Source organism: Lewinella sp. IMCC34191 (assembly GCF_003390935.1).
In the GTDB taxonomy this organism is placed as follows: Bacteria; Bacteroidota; Bacteroidia; order Chitinophagales; family Saprospiraceae; genus Neolewinella.
This window is the reverse complement of sequence record NZ_QNQZ01000003.1, coordinates 159,100-175,086: the sequence shown is the minus strand read 5'-3', so window position 1 is coordinate 175,086 and position 15,987 is coordinate 159,100. Positions and strand designations below refer to the sequence as shown.

15 protein-coding genes are annotated in these 15,987 nt (G+C 58.4%); 7 read left to right on the top strand and 8 right to left on the bottom strand.

Annotated features, from left to right (window positions below):
* Window positions 1-17: 17 nt before the first annotated feature.
* Window positions 18-1,514: a DUF5691 domain-containing protein gene (locus DRW39_RS07985; RefSeq protein ID WP_116106499.1), complete on the bottom strand. Its 1,497-nt coding sequence runs from the start codon at window positions 1,512-1,514 to the stop codon at window positions 18-20.
* Window positions 1,515-1,603: 89 nt separating this feature from the next.
* Here DRW39_RS07985 and DRW39_RS07980 point away from each other — a divergent pair, with 89 nt between their 5' ends.
* Window positions 1,604-2,050, top strand: a complete 447-nt coding sequence (locus DRW39_RS07980) for a hypothetical protein (protein WP_116106498.1) — start codon at window positions 1,604-1,606, stop codon at window positions 2,048-2,050.
* On the opposite strand, the gene DRW39_RS07975 is transcribed toward DRW39_RS07980, so the two are convergent.
* The 6 genes from DRW39_RS07975 to DRW39_RS07950 form a co-directional block, all read right to left on the bottom strand.
* Window positions 2,047-2,628, bottom strand: a complete 582-nt coding sequence (locus DRW39_RS07975) for a hypothetical protein (protein ID WP_116106497.1) — start codon at window positions 2,626-2,628, stop codon at window positions 2,047-2,049. The two genes, DRW39_RS07980 and DRW39_RS07975, sit on opposite strands and share 4 nt — an antisense overlap.
* 286 nt (window positions 2,629-2,914) lie before the next feature.
* A complete protein-coding gene (msrA, locus tag DRW39_RS07970; protein WP_116106496.1) occupies window positions 2,915-3,634 on the bottom strand; it encodes a peptide-methionine (S)-S-oxide reductase MsrA in 720 nt (239 codons plus the stop codon).
* A gap of 162 nt (window positions 3,635-3,796) precedes the next feature.
* Window positions 3,797-5,335, bottom strand: coding sequence for a 2,3-bisphosphoglycerate-independent phosphoglycerate mutase (gene gpmI / locus DRW39_RS07965; protein ID WP_116106495.1), 1,539 nt, complete (start codon window positions 5,333-5,335; stop codon window positions 3,797-3,799).
* 157 nt (window positions 5,336-5,492) lie between these two features.
* Entirely contained in the window at window positions 5,493-6,245 is a 753-nt protein-coding gene (locus tag DRW39_RS07960; protein WP_157975995.1) for a DUF92 domain-containing protein, read from the bottom strand.
* 49 nt (window positions 6,246-6,294) lie between these two features.
* Window positions 6,295-7,002: a hypothetical protein gene (locus DRW39_RS07955; RefSeq protein WP_116106493.1), complete on the bottom strand. Its 708-nt coding sequence runs from the start codon at window positions 7,000-7,002 to the stop codon at window positions 6,295-6,297.
* Window positions 7,003-7,153: 151 nt separating this feature from the next.
* Entirely contained in the window at window positions 7,154-7,783 is a 630-nt protein-coding gene (locus DRW39_RS07950) for a 50S ribosomal protein L25 (protein WP_116106734.1), read from the bottom strand.
* Window positions 7,784-7,969: 186 nt separating this feature from the next.
* Here DRW39_RS07950 and DRW39_RS07945 point away from each other — a divergent pair, with 186 nt between their 5' ends.
* From DRW39_RS07945 to DRW39_RS07925, 5 genes are all read left to right on the top strand, one after another.
* On the top strand, window positions 7,970-8,320 hold the full coding sequence (locus DRW39_RS07945) for a c-type cytochrome (RefSeq protein WP_157975994.1): 351 nt from the start codon (window positions 7,970-7,972) through the stop codon (window positions 8,318-8,320).
* Window positions 8,321-8,361: 41 nt separating this feature from the next.
* Complete coding sequence (locus DRW39_RS07940) at window positions 8,362-9,474, top strand: anhydro-N-acetylmuramic acid kinase (RefSeq protein ID WP_116106491.1); 1,113 nt, start codon at window positions 8,362-8,364, stop codon at window positions 9,472-9,474.
* Window positions 9,464-10,504: an NAD-dependent epimerase/dehydratase family protein gene (locus DRW39_RS07935; protein ID WP_116106490.1), complete on the top strand. Its 1,041-nt coding sequence runs from the start codon at window positions 9,464-9,466 to the stop codon at window positions 10,502-10,504. Before DRW39_RS07940 ends, DRW39_RS07935 begins: the two co-directional genes overlap by 11 nt.
* Window positions 10,505-10,530: 26 nt before the next feature.
* Window positions 10,531-11,322: a UDP-2,3-diacylglucosamine diphosphatase gene (locus DRW39_RS07930; RefSeq protein ID WP_116106489.1), complete on the top strand. Its 792-nt coding sequence runs from the start codon at window positions 10,531-10,533 to the stop codon at window positions 11,320-11,322.
* Window positions 11,323-11,443: 121 nt separating this feature from the next.
* On the top strand, window positions 11,444-13,816 hold the full coding sequence (locus DRW39_RS07925) for a thiamine pyrophosphate-dependent enzyme (RefSeq protein WP_232830098.1): 2,373 nt from the start codon (window positions 11,444-11,446) through the stop codon (window positions 13,814-13,816).
* On the opposite strand, the gene DRW39_RS07920 is transcribed toward DRW39_RS07925, so the two are convergent.
* A complete protein-coding gene (locus DRW39_RS07920) occupies window positions 13,813-14,871 on the bottom strand; it encodes an App1 family protein (RefSeq protein ID WP_116106488.1) in 1,059 nt (352 codons plus the stop codon). The genes DRW39_RS07925 and DRW39_RS07920 overlap by 4 nt on opposite strands.
* Window positions 14,872-15,105: 234 nt before the next feature.
* Here DRW39_RS07920 and DRW39_RS07915 point away from each other — a divergent pair, with 234 nt between their 5' ends.
* Window positions 15,106-15,966 (top strand): hypothetical protein, encoded by an 861-nt coding sequence (locus DRW39_RS07915; RefSeq protein ID WP_116106487.1) that lies wholly within the window; start codon window positions 15,106-15,108, stop codon window positions 15,964-15,966.
* The last annotated feature ends 21 nt before the right edge of the window (window positions 15,967-15,987 follow it).

Sequence of the window (15,987 nt, the reverse complement as noted above, 5' to 3'; positions counted from 1 at the left end):
GGCCGCGAAGATACGAACTACTCCCCGTGCAGCTGCCGGCGGAAGGACGTTACCTGCAACATCCGGGTGGCTAACTTGCCGAACGCGTCGTACCGCTCCGTGGTCGTGTGCAACTGTCGGCGAAGCCAGGGGAAGATGGCCGTATCGAGCAGGGGGACGGCCAGCTTCCAGTGCAGGCCCAGGTCGCGCTGGGTCGCGTAGTCGAGTTGCCGGTTGTGGAGGTCTTCCAGCAGGCGGGTGACCATGGCTTTGCTTAGTCGTTCGGACCAGGCTTCGCGTCGCTGCAGGGCGAGGTAGCGGGAGAAGCCGCGGAGGCGCAGGGCATCCTTTTCTTTGGTCAGTAACTCGTCGTACAAGCGGTTGAAGCTCTCCCGATCCAGTGCCTGCACCAATCGGCCGGCGAGTTCCATATCATAGCCCTTAGGCTCTTCTTGCAGTAGAAACCGGACCATCTCTTGGATAAGATCCGCGTTGCTAAACGCGAGGATGGATCTGCTTGCGGCTCGTAATTCCAGCGGACGCAAGCCCAGCCAGAATCGAGGAAGCGGCATATTCACTACCTCGCTCCATACCTCCGGGGGCAGGATTTCCAATAGTCGCTGCGCGAGAGATTCCGGTGCCTTGACACCTCCGTATTGCTTCAGCAGGTCCCGCATCTCTCCACTCGGCGGATTAGCGGCTATGGAACCGTCCGCCGCCGTAGCGTTTATTGCAATTGCCTGGAAGTCGGCTACCGTCTGCGGCTCCCGCGCCAGTAGCAGCAATTCCGTAAGACGACGGCGAACACCTTTCCGTTTGGGTTGCAGTCGCTCACGGAGCCAGGCGTGATCGGGCTCTTCTAGCGAATCCTGCAGGCCATCCAACAGCACTTCCTGATTACGGGGACTCTGCTCGTCCCAAATGTCCTCCAAGGCACGGCGTGCGGTCTGGGCGTCCACTCGGCGCCACGCGCTAAGTATTTCGGCTTGTCTGGCCGGCTGCTCCGCCGCGCTCCAGGCAGTTGCGAAAGAATAGGTTGGCGTCAGAAGCGCCCAGTCAGGATGTTGCGCGGCCAGCCATCGACCTCGCTTGCCTCCGGCATCCAAGTAGCGCTGCGCGCGGGTGTAATCTTCGGAGAGAAAGGCGGCGGCTCGCGGGATCAATAAGGGTAGTAGCTGAGGGGGGACAAATGTACCCTGAGTCAGTACCAAGTCAACGGCCTCGTCCAGTAACTCCGGGTAAGTTCCTTCCAGTATGAGCTGTAGGCCACGGGCGAGCTTTGGAGGGGGTGGATCGCTCTCTTCCGGAGGTGCGATACCGGAGTTGGTGTCTACAACGGAACTGGTAGCTAACCGCATCCGGTGCATTCGTTCGGCCAGCCCCAGCGCAACCAGTAGCTGTTCGGCCTCGTCGGCGGTGGGGTCGATAGCGCCGAGCTCATCCAACCAGGCCAGCACCTCCGGCTCCGGTGGCCGGCGGACGGTGCCGAGCGTGACGGATTTAAACAGCCGGGCATAAGTTGGGGGAGCGGGCATGGACCGCAAGGTAGGGGAGCCGACCGGCAACCGTCAACGATTGTCGGTACGATTGGTTAACTTTCCGTAGTCCGATACCCCTCCGACCGATGAAAACTTTTCTTTGCTGTTTACTGCTTCCCCTGTTTGCAAGTGCCCAAACCGATCTGGATGGCCTTTGGGAGGGACATATGACCGTCGGGGGCATCTACTCCGATGAAGCACTCCCCATGCAGCTATACCTGACCACTTCGGAGGACGGCGTCATCGAGGGGCGCAGTTACGTCACCCTGCCGGACGGTCGTATTTTGCGCATGGATCTGGAAGGCCAACTCTACGGCGATCGCTCGATGGGAATGATGGAGATCGCATTCGTTGGCGACGGCGATAATGCCATCATGCCCGAGTTCAACCGACAGTATCAGATCAACTTCAAACCCGATCTTTGGGAAAGCGAGCTACGCGGGTTCTGGCAGGAAGTCACCGATGAAACCTTCAAGGGTACGCGCCGACGTGGGCGAATGGTACTTAAGAAAGCGAAAAGCGCCCGGGCTTAATAGACTCGGCGGCGTTCCGTCTGCAGCAACCCTTCGATGGCCTCGTGAACCCGCCGCGCCTTTTGCGGCCTCCAGGTCAGATTGTTGAGGAGGCTGCCGTAGTGTAGATAGCTATCTAATCCGGCGGTATTCATCTCGTCCATCACGTGATCAAGTACGTTGATCAGGGCGATCCATCCCCCTTCGTCCGTTACCTCGTGATACCATTCCTCGTAGTAGTCATCGGCATCCGAATGAAAATTTAGTACCCCTTCCATCACCAGAATGAATTGGTTGATGCCTTCCCCGAGTAGCCGGTCGATGACCTCCCGCTTCAGGAACATGCTATCATTATGCAGCGCATCGTTCCACTCGCCGATCAGTTCGATAATAGCGTACCGGTCATCGTAGTCAACAAATAAGATCTTCAGGTACAGTGTCTCAGACCCGAACTCATCCCATTGGGGATGCAGCAGGTAGTTATACACCTTATTGCTGTAGCTGAATTCACTGTAGCGTCGGCCGTAGAACGGAGAAGCGGAATCATCCTCCGCGCGGTAACGGTCGCGCCACTGGAAGTGGGGTTCGATGTCGTGCATAGGGTTTGATTTTTAGAACGAAGAGGGGTAGGGTTCGCTAGCGCTCAGGGTAGAGGCTCGCTTTGCTCGCGGTAGAGTTCGCTATAGAACTCGCTTTGCTCGCGGTAGAGTTCGCTAGCGCTCACGGTAGAGATTAGAATTTTGCTAGCAGTATTCTATCGCGACCGCAGGGAGCTCTACCGCCGAAGGCGTCTACCGCGACCGCAGGGAGCTTCTACTGCCGGAGGCGTCTACCGCGACCGCAGGGAGCTCTACGGCGCAGCCTCTACCACGACCGCAGGGAGCCCTACTTCTGCTGGTACTCCGGCTTAAGCAAATCACTGAACTCCTTCATCACCTTTTCCACCTTCGGGCGACTGACGTTCTGGACGTAGCTCTGGTTGGGGTTGGAAGGGTCTTCGTAGTAATCCTGGTGGTAGGCTTCGGCGACGTAGAAGTTGTCGGCGGACTCGATGGTGGTGGCGATTGACTTGTCGAATTTGGCGCTGGCGTTGAGCTTTTCGATCTTGGCCGTAGCAGCTTGACGTTGTTCGTCGTTGATGGGGAAGATGGCGGAGCGGTACTGTTTACCGACATCGGGACCCTGACGGTTCACTTGGGTGGGATCGTGCGCGACGAAGAAGATATCGAGGAGCTTGTCATAGTCGATTACCTCCGGGTCATAGTACACCACAATCGCCTCGGCATAGTCGGTCTTGCCGTAGCTGACGTCCTTGTAGTTCGGATTATCGCTGGTGCCTCCGGCGTAACCACTCCAGACGTCTTCTACACCTTGAATCCGGTCGAAGGAAGCCTCCGTGCACCAGAAACATCCTCCGGCAAAGTAGGCCTTCTTGGCATCCGGGTAGCGGGCATCCAGTTCGTCGATCGACATTTCGCCGGCGAGCTGCATTTGGCTGCCCGTTTCAGCGGTGGGCGTGGTTTCCGAGGTGGTCGTAGCCGGGCGTTGACTGTCGCAGGATGCTACGCTCAGGGCAAAAGTCAGAAGGAGAAGTAGATTTTTCATTCGTATATATTTCTACTTCCCTAACAAGAGAGTGGGGGCTTAGGTTATGCGTTTCCGCTTCTCCCCGCCGGAACCGAAATGCCAAGCGACCTTATGCCGTTTGTCGACTGGGAATAGCGGTCGGCGCGACCAAGAATTTCTTAACCCAGGGGTAACATTAGACTAGAACAGCAGGCTCTCCCCCGTCATTTCCTTCGGTTGTCTGACGCCCAGAAATTGCAGCAGGGTAGGTGCGACGTCACCCAGCTTCCCGTTGGTGCGGAGGCGGACGTCGAAGCGATCGGGCCCGGAGTAGATCACCGGTACGGGGTTCGTGGTGTGGGCGGTGTTTACGCTTCCGTCTTCGTTGATCATGACGTCCGAATTACCATGATCCGCAATGATGAGGGCATGGTACCCGTGCTCGAAGGCCGTATTCAGCAATTGCCCGAGGCATTCGTCGACCGCCTCCGCCGCCCGGATGGCAGCCGTCCAGCTTCCGGTGTGACCGACCATGTCGGTATTCGCGTAATTCAGGCAGATGAAGTCCGGCTCGTTCTCCCGGATATCCTTGATGATCGCCGTGGTGACGCCGTATACGCTCATCTCGGGTTTCTCGTCGTAGGTCTCGACGTCGCGCGGACTGTCGATCAGAATGCGTCGCTCGCCCGGAAAGGTGTCTTCCCGCCCGCCGCTGAAGAAGAAGGTGACGTGGGCATACTTTTCCGTTTCCGCGATTCGTACCTGCGTTTTTCCTGCCTTGCTGACTACCTCACCCATGGTCTTACTCAGGTCCGTAGCCTCGAAGAGGACATTGACTCCCTTGAATTTCTCGTCGTACTGCGTCATGCAGACGTAGTGCAGCCCCTTCACCGGCTCCATGTGCTGTTCGGGGAAGGATTCCTGGGTCAGCGCCCGGGTAATCTGGCGCGGGCGATCGGTCCGGAAATTGAAGCAGATCACCACGTCCCCTTCCTCGATGGTAGCGATGGGTTTGCCCTGCTGGTCTACGTGGATGATGGGCCTCAGGAACTCATCCGTAGTGCCTTCATCGTAGTGCGCGACGATGGTTTTAAGGATGTCATCCGACTTCTCACCCGCTCCCTTGACCATGGCGTCGTAGGCCTCCGCAATACGTTCCCAGCGGGTATCCCGGTCCATAGCGTAGAAACGACCGGTGACCGATGCCAGCTTAGTCGGTTGGTCAGCGATGTGTTCGAGTAGGGTAGATAGATATCCTTTGCCCGAAGTCGGTGAAACGTCCCGGCCGTCCGTAAAGGCATGGATGTAGACCCGCTCATTGCCGGCCTGAGTAGCAATGTCAGTCAACCGCAGAAGATGGTTGATGTGGCTGTGGACGCCCCCGTCGCTGACCAGACCCATCAGGTGAACGGCCTTTTTGTGCTTGCGCGCATAGGCCAGTTCATCCTGTAGGATTTTTAGCTGCTGCAGTTCCCCCTCCCGGATGGCTTTATTGATTCGTGCAAAGCTCTGGTAGACGACCCGTCCGGCTCCAATGTTCAGGTGACCGACCTCGGAATTTCCCATCTGGCCTTCGGGCAATCCTACTTCCTCCCCGTAGGTGACCAGGGTGGCGTGGGGGTTATTCTTCCAGATTCGGTCGAAGTTGGGGGTGTTGGCGTTGGCGAGGGCATCGGCTTCAGGGCGCTGACCCAATCCCCATCCGTCTAATATTACCAATAGTGTCTTTGCAGAATTCATGCCGTTTTCATTTGCCGTTTGGGGGTGGTGGAGGTCCGGAGGGATCCTTCCGAAGGTGCAAAGAAAACCAGTTCACGGCAAACGAACGGTTCAAATCCGCCAACGGTACGGATAACGGCTTCAACTTCTTCCGCAGAGAGCAGGAAGCCAAACGGAATTAAGCAGCAAACCACGCTACCAGGGCGACCAGGGTGATCGATAGAAGATTCACGGTATCGTTGGTCATCCAGGGAAAGCCACTTGCGAGATGGCTACCCGGGCTGGGGCGGTCACTGATCGCACCGTCACTACCGCGATAGCGAGCCTGGAAGCTCGCGCCAAGCAGGGAATCCAGTAGCATACCACCAAAGCCGCAAGTAATCACGAACAGCAAATCGCCGAGAGTGTACGATGGTATCAGACCGTAGCCCAATAGGGCAATCAAGGCCGCGCCCCCCAGGCCGGCAATGGTACCCGCCACGCTAATGCCCCCGCTGAGGCCGGGTGGAACCCGTCGACCGGTCGTGATATCGAAGGTAGGTTGTCGAAAATGCTTGCCAATCTCGCTCGACCAGGTATCCGAAGTGGCCGTCGCCATGACAACCAAAAGCAGCATCGGGTTACCCCCCCACACAGCCAGGCAACCGTACACCGCCCCGTTACAGGCCACCTGAACGGCATCGCGGGGCATTTTGTCTTTCTCGTCGCTAACCGATACGGACGCCGGAAGCGCTCGGCCGATGATCACGCTACTCAGAAAAAAAATCAGCAGGGGAAAAAGCCATTCCGCACCGCGGAAGCTTAGGGTTACCGTACCCAATGCCAGGGCCGTCCCCGCACCCGCCTTGGTCAGACTGCCCCGTCGCACTGTAAGGACTGCGAAAGCCACGCCGATCACACCGTAAATGATAGTCCACGACAGGGATTCCAAAGGATAGTTGATTTGAATGGTAAGGTACGGGCTTTGACCCCGGTTCCGGCTAAGCCGGAGATTGGGACCCGGCCACTCCGCTGATGCGCTTCTGCTCCATGTTGCTGTCATAGATGCAGTAAGCATCGTACTTCGCGCGGTCACGCTCCGCCCAGATGTCCTTGCCGATATCGCAGACCTTAATTAATTCGTCATAGATAAGATTACCCAGTTCGATGCGCGACTCGACGCTGATGTCGCGGTCCGCGATCTTATCCTGCTGGATATTCATGGCCAATTCAAAAGCCTGGCAGGCTTTTGCGACGCGTTCCAGGTGGCTCTCGTTTAGTCCGGTATCGGCCAGGAAGTTCCACTGGGCCCGGGCCACGCGGATCACGCGGCGTCCACAGAACAACAGCTGGGCGTCCGTCATATCTCCCATCTTGGCCGTGCCGAACTTACGGTACCGGCCGGTCCGGTTACTGAAGGCCATACGCACGCGGGTCATGACCGAGCGGATGGCATGCTTTAATTTTTCGGATGCTTCGTATTTCTTATCGGTCACCACCATCTGGTCGCCGAGCAGCTCATCGTCGTGGGGCATCTCGACGAAGCGCTCACACCGATCGTAAAAGCCCTTCAGGCGGTGGCCGTCGTAATCGTAACCGCTTTTAAAGTGCTCGAGATCCCGCTTGGCCAGCCGGATGCTGTCCATGGCCATGCGGTAAAGATCGGCATCCGGGAAGTTGTACTTCCGGTTTACTTTCTGCTTTTTCATCGGGTTTGGTATCAGTACGTAATCCCAACAAAAATAGGCTATTATGGATTGCCAAACAAATTGTAGGCTGAGCAGGCGGCCAAGGGCCAAAAAGAGAGGGTATGCATCCGGCTGGATACATACCCTCTGATCAAGTCTGTCGTGGGAATAATTACTCTTCGGTGGCCACTTCCTTGGCTGCCTTCTTGGCATCCTTCTCGGCGGCTTTCTTTTCTGCGGTGGCGGCGGAGCGAAGGGCACGGGGCACTTCAACCGTAGCGATGGGCTGTCCACCGGGGTTCTGAATTTCCACACCTTCCATTGCGTCGATATCGCGGACGCGGATGCTCTGGCCGAGTTCGAGGTCGCTGATGTCCAGGGTTACGTGGTCAACGAGGTGCTCGGGGGTGGTTTTGATCTTGATGCGGCGAACGCTAACCTGCAGCTTGCCACCTCCCCGGACGCCGGGGCTGGTGCCGGTGAAGGTAACGGGAACCTGCACTTTAATGGTGCGTCCGTCTTCGAGGGCCAGGAAATCGACGTGGCGAAGTTCGTCGGTCACCGGGTGGAACTGGTAGTCCTTCACGATGGCGCGGTAGCTTTCGCCGCCGACGTTGAGCTCGGCAAGCTTAAACTCGGCGGTGTAAATAAGATCCCGCAGGTCCAGCGCTTTGACGGTAAAGTGGACGGGGCCACCTATGCCATAGATAACAGCCGGTACAAGGCCGGAACGACGTACATCCTTGGAGGATTTTTTTCCTAGGTTATCACGGACTTCGCCGCTTACTTTTACAACTTCCATACGGTAATTCTTTAGCGCTGTTTCGCTTTCGGCCCGCAAAGATACGAAGATATCGGCGCTCAAGGTAGCCATTGGGCCAAAAACTTTAATTGATTCGCGCCAAACCAACATTCTGCCTCCCAAAGCTATTGTTAAACCCGCCTGCCTTACCTTGCCCCGCAATTTAACCTAAAGATGACCAAGCTTATGAAAAGGCTTTTCCCCCTCCTGCTTTTCGCTCTCGTTATCCTTGCCTGTGGCGGAGGAGAAGAAACCGCCTCGGAAGCCCCCGAGACCGAAGACGTTGCCGCCGCGCCCGACATTGATACCGACCGGATCTGGAAGGTCCGCTGTATCGCCTGCCACGGCCTCAATGGCGATATGGGAACCAACGGAGCGGCCAACCTGCAAGAGGCAACCAGCGACATGGCCTACCGCGTCAATATCATCACGAACGGTAGCGAAAATGGAGTTATGACCGCCTTCAAAGATATCCTCACCCCCGAGGAGATCCAAGCGATGGCCAAGCATACGATGCAGTTCAACGAGAACCTGTAAGCACCCCGCACCCGCCTCTCGCACCCCGCACCCCGACCACCATGCCCCACACCCGGCACACCGTACTCGGAATCATGTCGGGCAGTTCGCTCGACGGGGTAGACCTGGCCGTATGCACCTTCGAGTTTGACGCTCACCGCGCCGATCCGATCGGAAACTGGTCGTTAGATAAGGCAACTACTCTCGCCTATCCAGACACGTGGCGGGAAAGACTGGTATCTTCAACCAAGCTTTCCGCCCGTGATCTTCAGCAACTCAATGCCGAACTGGGCGGCTGGGTGGGGGCCCAGGCAGCGAAATTCCTCTCGGAGTTTACCTCGGGCGCGCCCTCGCTCGTCGGTTACCACGGCCATACCGTATTTCACGAGCCGGCGGCCGGCTACACCCTGCAGCTAGGGGAAGGCGCCGCGTTAGCCGGTGCGATCGGTCTGCCCGTGATTACCGACCTCCGATCGGCCGATATTGCCGCCGGCGGCCAGGGAGCGCCACTCGCGCCGGTGGCCGACCGCTACCTCTTCCCGGAGTACGACGCCTTCCTTAACCTAGGCGGCATCGTTAACTTCAGCATTCGGCAGCCCGACGGTAATTTTCTCGCCGGCGATCTATCGGGTTGCTGCCAGATCATGGATCGGCTGGCCCGTCAGGAAGGGCAGGACTACGATCAGGACGGGACATTAGCCCGCTCCGGAAAACACCTTCCGGAGCTCTGGCGACGGATCGATGAACTCCCGTTCCATTCGCAGCCTTGCCCCAAATCCCTGAGTAATCAGTGGGTGGTGGAGACGCTCTGGCCCGTCATCCGTGATTTTCCTGGCGACACCGCCGACAAGCTTCGCACTTTCGTCGATTACCTCATTGTAGCCATTTACGAAGAGCTTACGCCGCACTGGCGCAGCGGCCCGGACAATACCTCCATGCCGGTCCTCGTAACCGGCGGGGGCGCCCACAATCGCTATTTGCTCGAATCGTTGCGCACCTACCGCAGCGACAAGTGGACGTTTGACTTTCAAACGCCCGCCGGCGTGACGGACTTCAAGGAGGGCGCTCTGGTAGCCCTCTGTGCGTTGCTTCGTTACGCCGGTCTGCCCAATAGCCTGGCTTCCGCCACGGGGGCATCGCACGACACCGTCAACGGGGCGCTGTATGCCGGGTAAACTATTACTTACCGGGGCTACGGGTTTTGTCGGCTACTACCTCGCCCAGGCATTGGCGGCCGACGGGCGGCCCTTCGTGGCCCTGGTACGGGAAGACTCCGATACCACCCAGTTAACTACCATCTCGGCCTGGTGCACCTTGGTGTACGGCGATCTGACCGATCCCGGCAGCATGGAGGAGGCAATGGACGGGGTCGATACCGTCATCCATGCCGCCGCCCTCGTCTCCATGGAAGACCGGCGGGAAGACGAATTGCTGCAGGTCAACGGCACGGGAACCGCGAACCTGGTCAACGTTATGCTCCACGCCGGCGTGCGCCGCCTCGTCCACCTGGGATCCGTAGCCGCGCTGGATCGTGTGGACGGCGGGCCCCTGACTACCGCCGCCGACCGCTGGCCGGAAAATCGGCTCACTACGGCCTATGCCCGCTCCAAGTTTGCCGCCGAGCGGGAAATATGGCGGGGGCAGGCGGAGGGCCTCTCGGTGGCCGCCGTCTACCCCTCGACCATTCTCGGCGCCGGTGACTGGCAGGGAGATAATACACCCTCGCTCTGGACGTACGTCGACAATGGCGGAAGATTGTATCCCCGGGGAGCAGCCGGCTTCATCGACGTACGCGACGTGGTGCGAGCAGTTCTGACCGTGGTCGATAGGGACGTGGACCGGGAACGATTCCTGCTGAATGCCGCGAACCTGAGTTGGCAGGACTTCTTCCGCCAGGTAGCCCGAAGCCTCGACGCGAGTCCACCATCGATCGGCCTGAGCCACTGGCAATCCGCCATGCTCTGGCCGCTGGCGGGCCTATGGTCGAATGTAGTCGGGGGCCAACCCGTGATTACCCGCGCCAGTCACCGAACGGGGCAGGCGACCTATCGCTACGATGGTCGGCCCTACGTAGAGGCAACCGGCCAGGAATATATTCCGCCGGAGCTGACGATAGCAGAGATCGGCAAGGCTTTTCGGATGAGCCAGGGCATCGGTCAGGGCTTACCGGCTACCTACCTGCCCGTCGTAAGGGCGGGGGAGTAATCTCGGACGTTCTATCTTGGCGGCGCATGCCAGTCTTCTTTGCTTCTGATTTTCACTTTGGCGTCGACGCCCGCACGAGCAGCCGGGAGCGAGAGGCCGCCGTCGTCCGCTGGCTGGATCACTGCCTGTTGGAAGGAGCGGAGGCCATCTACCTCGTTGGTGATTTATTCGAGTTTTGGTTCGAGTGGCGCCACGCCGTTCCGCGGGGGCACGTCAGATTTCTGGGAAAACTCGCCGAAGTTGTAGATGCCGGCGTACCACTGCACGTATTTACCGGCAACCACGACCTGTGGATGAAAGACTACCTCGAGCAGGAAGTCGGCGCCATCATCCACCGTGGGCCCATTCGTATTACCGTCGAGGAGCGGCACGTCCTGGTTGGCCACGGCGACGGTCTGGGTCCGGGGGATCGAAACTATAAAAGGCTGAAGAAGGTGATGACCGCCCGCTGGGCCCAGTGGCTATACGCCCGCCTGCATCCGAACGCCTCCATCGGACTGGCTAACTGGTTCAGCGGGAAGAGTCGCGACGCCCAACCTTCGGAGGAAGAGTTCAGGGGGGCGGACAGTGAGTGGCTCGTCGCCTACAGTGAACGAAAGCTGACCGAGTTCCCCGATCTGGACCTCTGTATCTTCGGCCACCGACACCTGCCGATCGACTACACCCTAAGCAACGGACGGACGCGCTATCTCAACCTCGGGGAGTGGCTGAACTACCAGACCTACTTGCGCTTAGACACGGCTGGAGCCCGGCTTTTGCACTGGAACGGCATCGATCCGGAGGCGGTCGTTCCCGGCGTCAATCGCTACCCCGGATAAACCGGGAATCAGAAAAATCTGTTACCTTCGCAAGAGTCGCGTCAGCTGTGCCGCGGCCAAATTTGACATGATACCCTGACCAATTTTGCGGCTAACCACCGCACACTTAAACCTAATTGTTTTGTCCGTAAAAGATCCCGAGCTAAGCACCGTGGATTTCCGGAGACTGCCGGAATCAGACTTTGAGCATGCGCTGAAGGACTACTATACATGCCGCGTATCCAGAGAGCTAAGTAACGTTATACGCCGGGATGTACTGAATGGACGGGCCAAATTCGGGGTGAGTGACGACGGAAAAGAACTTTACCAGGTAGCGATGGCGCGGGCTATTCGCAAGGGAGACTGGCGGGCCGATTATTACCGCGGGCACACCCTGCTACTGGCACTCGATATGACCACGCCCGCCGAGTTACTCGCCCAGCTCTACAGCGACGATCGACACGATCCCTTCAGCACCGGCCGTCAGATGGGCGGACACTACGCCAACCGGACAATCGACGAGGACGGCAACTGGCTCGATGCCACCCAAACCTTCAATCTAAGCAGCGCAACCTCACCCACCGCCGGCCAGATGGCGCGCGGTTTCGGGCTGGCGTTCGCTTCCAAACTCTACCGCCAGGACGAACGCCTTCCCGCGGATCTGCATTCCAACGAGGGCAATGAGATCGCCTGGACCGAAATAGGTGATGCCTCCACCAGCGAAGGTGTTTTCTGGGAAACCATGAATGCCGCCGGCGTCACCCGCGTACCGATGATCTGTACCATTGTGGACGATGGCTACGGAATCAGCGTGCCCGTCGATCTGCAGACCACCAAGGGAAGCATCAGCGAGGCCCTGGCCGGCCTGCAGGACGATGGGGCCGGCAGCGGCATCGATATCCACCGGGTCAAAGGCTGGGATTATCCCGCCCTGATCGACCTCTATCCGAAGGTGGCGCGGCAGGTACGGCAGTCTCACCGTGCCGCCCTGATCCACGTTCAGGAGCTGACCCAGCCCAACGGACACAGCACCAGCGGCAGCCACGAGCGCTACAAGAGCAAGGAACGCCTGCAGTGGGAAAAGACTTGGGACTGCCTGGCGCAGTTCCGTCACTACCTGGTCGCCACCGGCGTAGCCGATGCGAGCGATCTGGACGAGATCGAAAAGCGGGCCAAGAAAGAAGTGGCCGCCGCCCGCAAGGAAGCCTGGGAACGGTTAAACGCTCCCCGGAAGGCCCGCAAGGAAGCCCTCCTCAAACTGCTGCCTACCAACGGTCATAGTACGCCGGCCATCAACAAATTCGCGGAGGAACTAAAGCGAATGAGTCAGCCGCTGCTATCGGAACTCATCGACGCCGTGCGTCGCCTGCGTTTCGAAGCCGGGCCCGACGCCATGCCACGCGAGCTCAAGTCGTGGCTCCGCGATGCCCTGGATGAATTGCGCGCCACGAAGTCCCGCAATCTGCTGAGCAATACCCCCCATTCTCCACTCCGTATCGGGGGCGTCCCCGCGACGTACACGAAGGGCGTCAAGCCGATCCCGGGCTACGAGATCCTCCAGCATTACTTTGCCGCTAAATTCGAGGAGCGGCCCGAGCTATTTGCTTTCGGTGAAGACGTTGGGAATATCGGTGACGTCAATCAGGGATTCGCCGGCCTCCAGGATAAATTCGGAGAGAAGCGCATCTTCGATACGGGAATTCGCGAATGGACTATCGTCGGGCAGGCCATGGGCATGTCCATGCGCGGTTTACGACCAATCGCCGAGATCCAGTACCTCGACTATATCTATTACGCGCTGCCGATCCTCACCGATGACGTCGCCACCTTGCGCTGGCGGACGAACGGTATGCAGGCCGCCCCGCTGATCATCCGCACCCGGGGCCACCGCCTGGAAGGTATCTGGCACAGCGGTTCCTACCTCTCTCCGTTGCTGGGAAGCCTGCGCGGTATGCACATTTGCGTTCCCCGGAATATGGTCCAGGCCACCGGCATGTACAATACCCTGCTGGACGGTGACGATCCCGCTCTCGTGATCGAGGTGCTGAACGGCTACCGTCTACGTGAGCCCGAGCCCAGCAACTTGTTGGAGTTTCGCGTTCCGCTCGGTGTGCCCGAGTGCCTTCGTGAAGGCACCGATCTGACCATCGTGACCTACGGAGCCTGCGTACGTATCTGCCTGGAAGCTGCCAAGCTCCTCTCGGAACAGGGCGTGGAGGTGGAAATTATCGACGTGCAGACGCTGCTGCCCTTCGATCTGGAGCACCGCATCGCCAATCACCTGTCGCACACCAACCGCCTCCTGATCGTAGACGAGGATATTCCCGGCGCCGCCTCGGCCTTCATCGAGCGAAAAATTGTAGAGGAGCAGAAAGGCTTCGAATTACTCGACGCCCCCGTGCGCACCGTCACCGCCGCCGTACACCGCCCGGCCTACGCCGACGATGGAAACTACGCCAGCAAGCCCCAGGTGATGGACGTCGTGGAAGCCGCCGCGGAGCTGGTACTGTACTAGATTATCCAGCCTTTCTCACGGGCGTGCGCCGCCGCCTCTTCGTAACTTCCTACGAGTTTTACATTGATAAGGCTGATGTCCTCGATCAACCCTTCGATTCGCTGGGCGCGCTCTTCGTGCTTTACATCCCGGATGTAAATGCAGAGAATGCGATCCGGATTGTTGCGGGCGGCTTCCAGGTAGATATCCGTGTCGTGCTCCCCGCTGTCTCCCAGTAGGATGAAGGGCATATCGGGGTAGGTGCTCAGTATTTTGTCCACCATGTCCGCCTTATGCGTCTTATAGGACTGTATCATATCGTCGGCCGGTAAACCGAAGTCACGCAGTAGGATCGGCCCCCGGGGCAGGTGGTTCAGGTGGATGAAGTCCAACAGCAGGTCATACAGGTTCCAGGGGCTGTTCGATACGTAAAAGAAAGGGTTATATCCCTTGCCGTCGGGACCGAGCTGTAGGGCCTGATAGAAATCGGATACCCCCTCGAAGGCACGCCGGTTACTGGCGTTCTTCAGAAAGGTGTGCATCAGCGTTTTGAGCTTCAGTCGGCTCGTGACGTCCGTTTTCAGGATGGTATCGTCGATGTCGCTGATTACCCCAAACTCCGCCTCCACCGGCACCACCACGTCCGAATGCGAGAGGTGATTCACCGGCCCGTTCAACGGGGTGGATATCACCCGGATGGTGGCCTCCTGCCACAGCGCGTCGTCGAGCATGGGGGCCTCGTCGGGGTCGCACTGGTGCTCGATCTGGAAGTACCCTTCGCTGTCGGTTGTGCGCTGGAAGGTGTGCTCCCCCCAGGTGATCTCTACTTCCGCGTCGTCGATCTCGCGGCTATTGAAGCGCTTGAAGTTGTTGACGAGGTTGTGCCAGAGCTGGTCGCGCTCGTTGCGGCTCACGCCCTTGTCGCGCAGCACCCGCCCGGTGAGGTAGAGATAGTCGGGCCGGCCGAAGCCGATGTAATTCGCCACGTCGACGGGCTTGTCTTGGCCCCAGCGCAGCCGGTCTACGAGGTTGTCCCATTCGCGGTGTACCTCTTTTGCGAGCTCGGTTAACGGCATAAAGTCTACAAGGTATTGAAGGTGGACGTACTAACTATTAAAGTGAGGAAAATGACTTCCAATGAATGGGCCGAAGCGCCTCTTTTGTTCACTTGCGTCGGAGCGCAGGTAGAAAGCCTGTCGATTAAAACGTGCCCATCGCTAACCTCAATCCTGCCAACCGTCACGGCCATTTCCTATTGTCTACCTTTGGTTTCACCGTCAACCGAGCCCTGATCGTACACCTCATCCTCTATGAAACGCTGGATTAAAAACATACTCAAGGATCGGTTCCTGATCCTCAAGGTCCGTGACCGGTTTTCAGCGGCCGTACAGATCGCTCAGCGGGCCCGGTACCTGAAGTACCGCGAGCAAACCGAAGCGGGTAGTATACCGAAACTTGCGGAAACCGGATTCCGCGTCTTTTCCCAATTTGAGGAAGACGGCCTCCTTCTATTTGTCTTCGCGGTGCTGGGCATGACGAATAAACGATTCGTGGAGATCGGTTCAGATGACGGGGTCAACAGCAACAGCGCGAACCTGTATTTCAATTTCGGCTGGTCCGGACTGTTTATCGATGGCAACCCGGACAGCATCCGCCGCGGGCAACGCTTCTACGGGAAATACCCGCACCCCTGGTTTTATCCTCCCCACTTCAGATGCGCCCGCGTCACCCGCGAGAACGTCAATCAGCTAATTGAGGAGAGTGGTTACGTCGGCGAAATAGGATTACTCTCCATCGATATCGACGGCAACGACTACTGGGTATGGGAGTCGCTCGAGGTCATCAATCCACAGGTAGTCATTATCGAAACGCACAACGAATTCGGAATGGAAAATATCGTAGTGCCCTACGATCCGAATTACGCCTATCCGGGCAAGCATCCCCTTTATCACGGTGCCTCGCCGGTCGCTATGGTCAAGCTCGGCCGCAGAAAAGGCTACCGGTTAGTCGGCGCGAACGAACTGGCGTTCAATTTCATCTTTGTTCGGAACGACTTGGCGCGTGAAGTCCTACCGGAAGTGACCGTGGAGTCGGTCCTCACACATCCCTCGGTGGCAGAGGGACACCGTGGCTTTGAGGCCATCCGCGACTGGGAGTACCTAACGGGCTAGTTGCCGGCACGGGCCACGCCC

Excerpts from the sequence above, each read along its gene's own strand:
- DRW39_RS07945 (WP_157975994.1), top strand. The coding sequence starts at position 7,970 with ATGAAAAGGCTTTTCCCCCTCCTGCTTTTCGCTCTCGTTATCCTTGCC.
- DRW39_RS07930 (WP_116106489.1), top strand. The coding sequence starts at position 10,531 with ATGCCAGTCTTCTTTGCTTCTGATTTTCACTTTGGCGTCGACGCCCGC.
- DRW39_RS07975 (WP_116106497.1), bottom strand. The coding sequence starts at position 2,628 with ATGCACGACATCGAACCCCACTTCCAGTGGCGCGACCGTTACCGCGCG.
- DRW39_RS07940 (WP_116106491.1), top strand. The coding sequence starts at position 8,362 with ATGCCCCACACCCGGCACACCGTACTCGGAATCATGTCGGGCAGTTCG.
- DRW39_RS07950 (WP_116106734.1), bottom strand. The coding sequence starts at position 7,783 with ATGGAAGTTGTAAAAGTAAGCGGCGAAGTCCGTGATAACCTAGGAAAA.
- DRW39_RS07985 (WP_116106499.1), bottom strand. The coding sequence starts at position 1,514 with ATGCCCGCTCCCCCAACTTATGCCCGGCTGTTTAAATCCGTCACGCTC.
- DRW39_RS07955 (WP_116106493.1), bottom strand. The coding sequence starts at position 7,002 with ATGAAAAAGCAGAAAGTAAACCGGAAGTACAACTTCCCGGATGCCGAT.
- DRW39_RS07980 (WP_116106498.1), top strand. The coding sequence starts at position 1,604 with ATGAAAACTTTTCTTTGCTGTTTACTGCTTCCCCTGTTTGCAAGTGCC.
- DRW39_RS07935 (WP_116106490.1), top strand. The coding sequence starts at position 9,464 with ATGCCGGGTAAACTATTACTTACCGGGGCTACGGGTTTTGTCGGCTAC.
- DRW39_RS07915 (WP_116106487.1), top strand. The coding sequence starts at position 15,106 with ATGAAACGCTGGATTAAAAACATACTCAAGGATCGGTTCCTGATCCTC.
- msrA (WP_116106496.1), bottom strand. The coding sequence starts at position 3,634 with ATGAAAAATCTACTTCTCCTTCTGACTTTTGCCCTGAGCGTAGCATCC.
- gpmI (WP_116106495.1), bottom strand. The coding sequence starts at position 5,335 with ATGAATTCTGCAAAGACACTATTGGTAATATTAGACGGATGGGGATTG.
- DRW39_RS07920 (WP_116106488.1), bottom strand. The coding sequence starts at position 14,871 with ATGCCGTTAACCGAGCTCGCAAAAGAGGTACACCGCGAATGGGACAAC.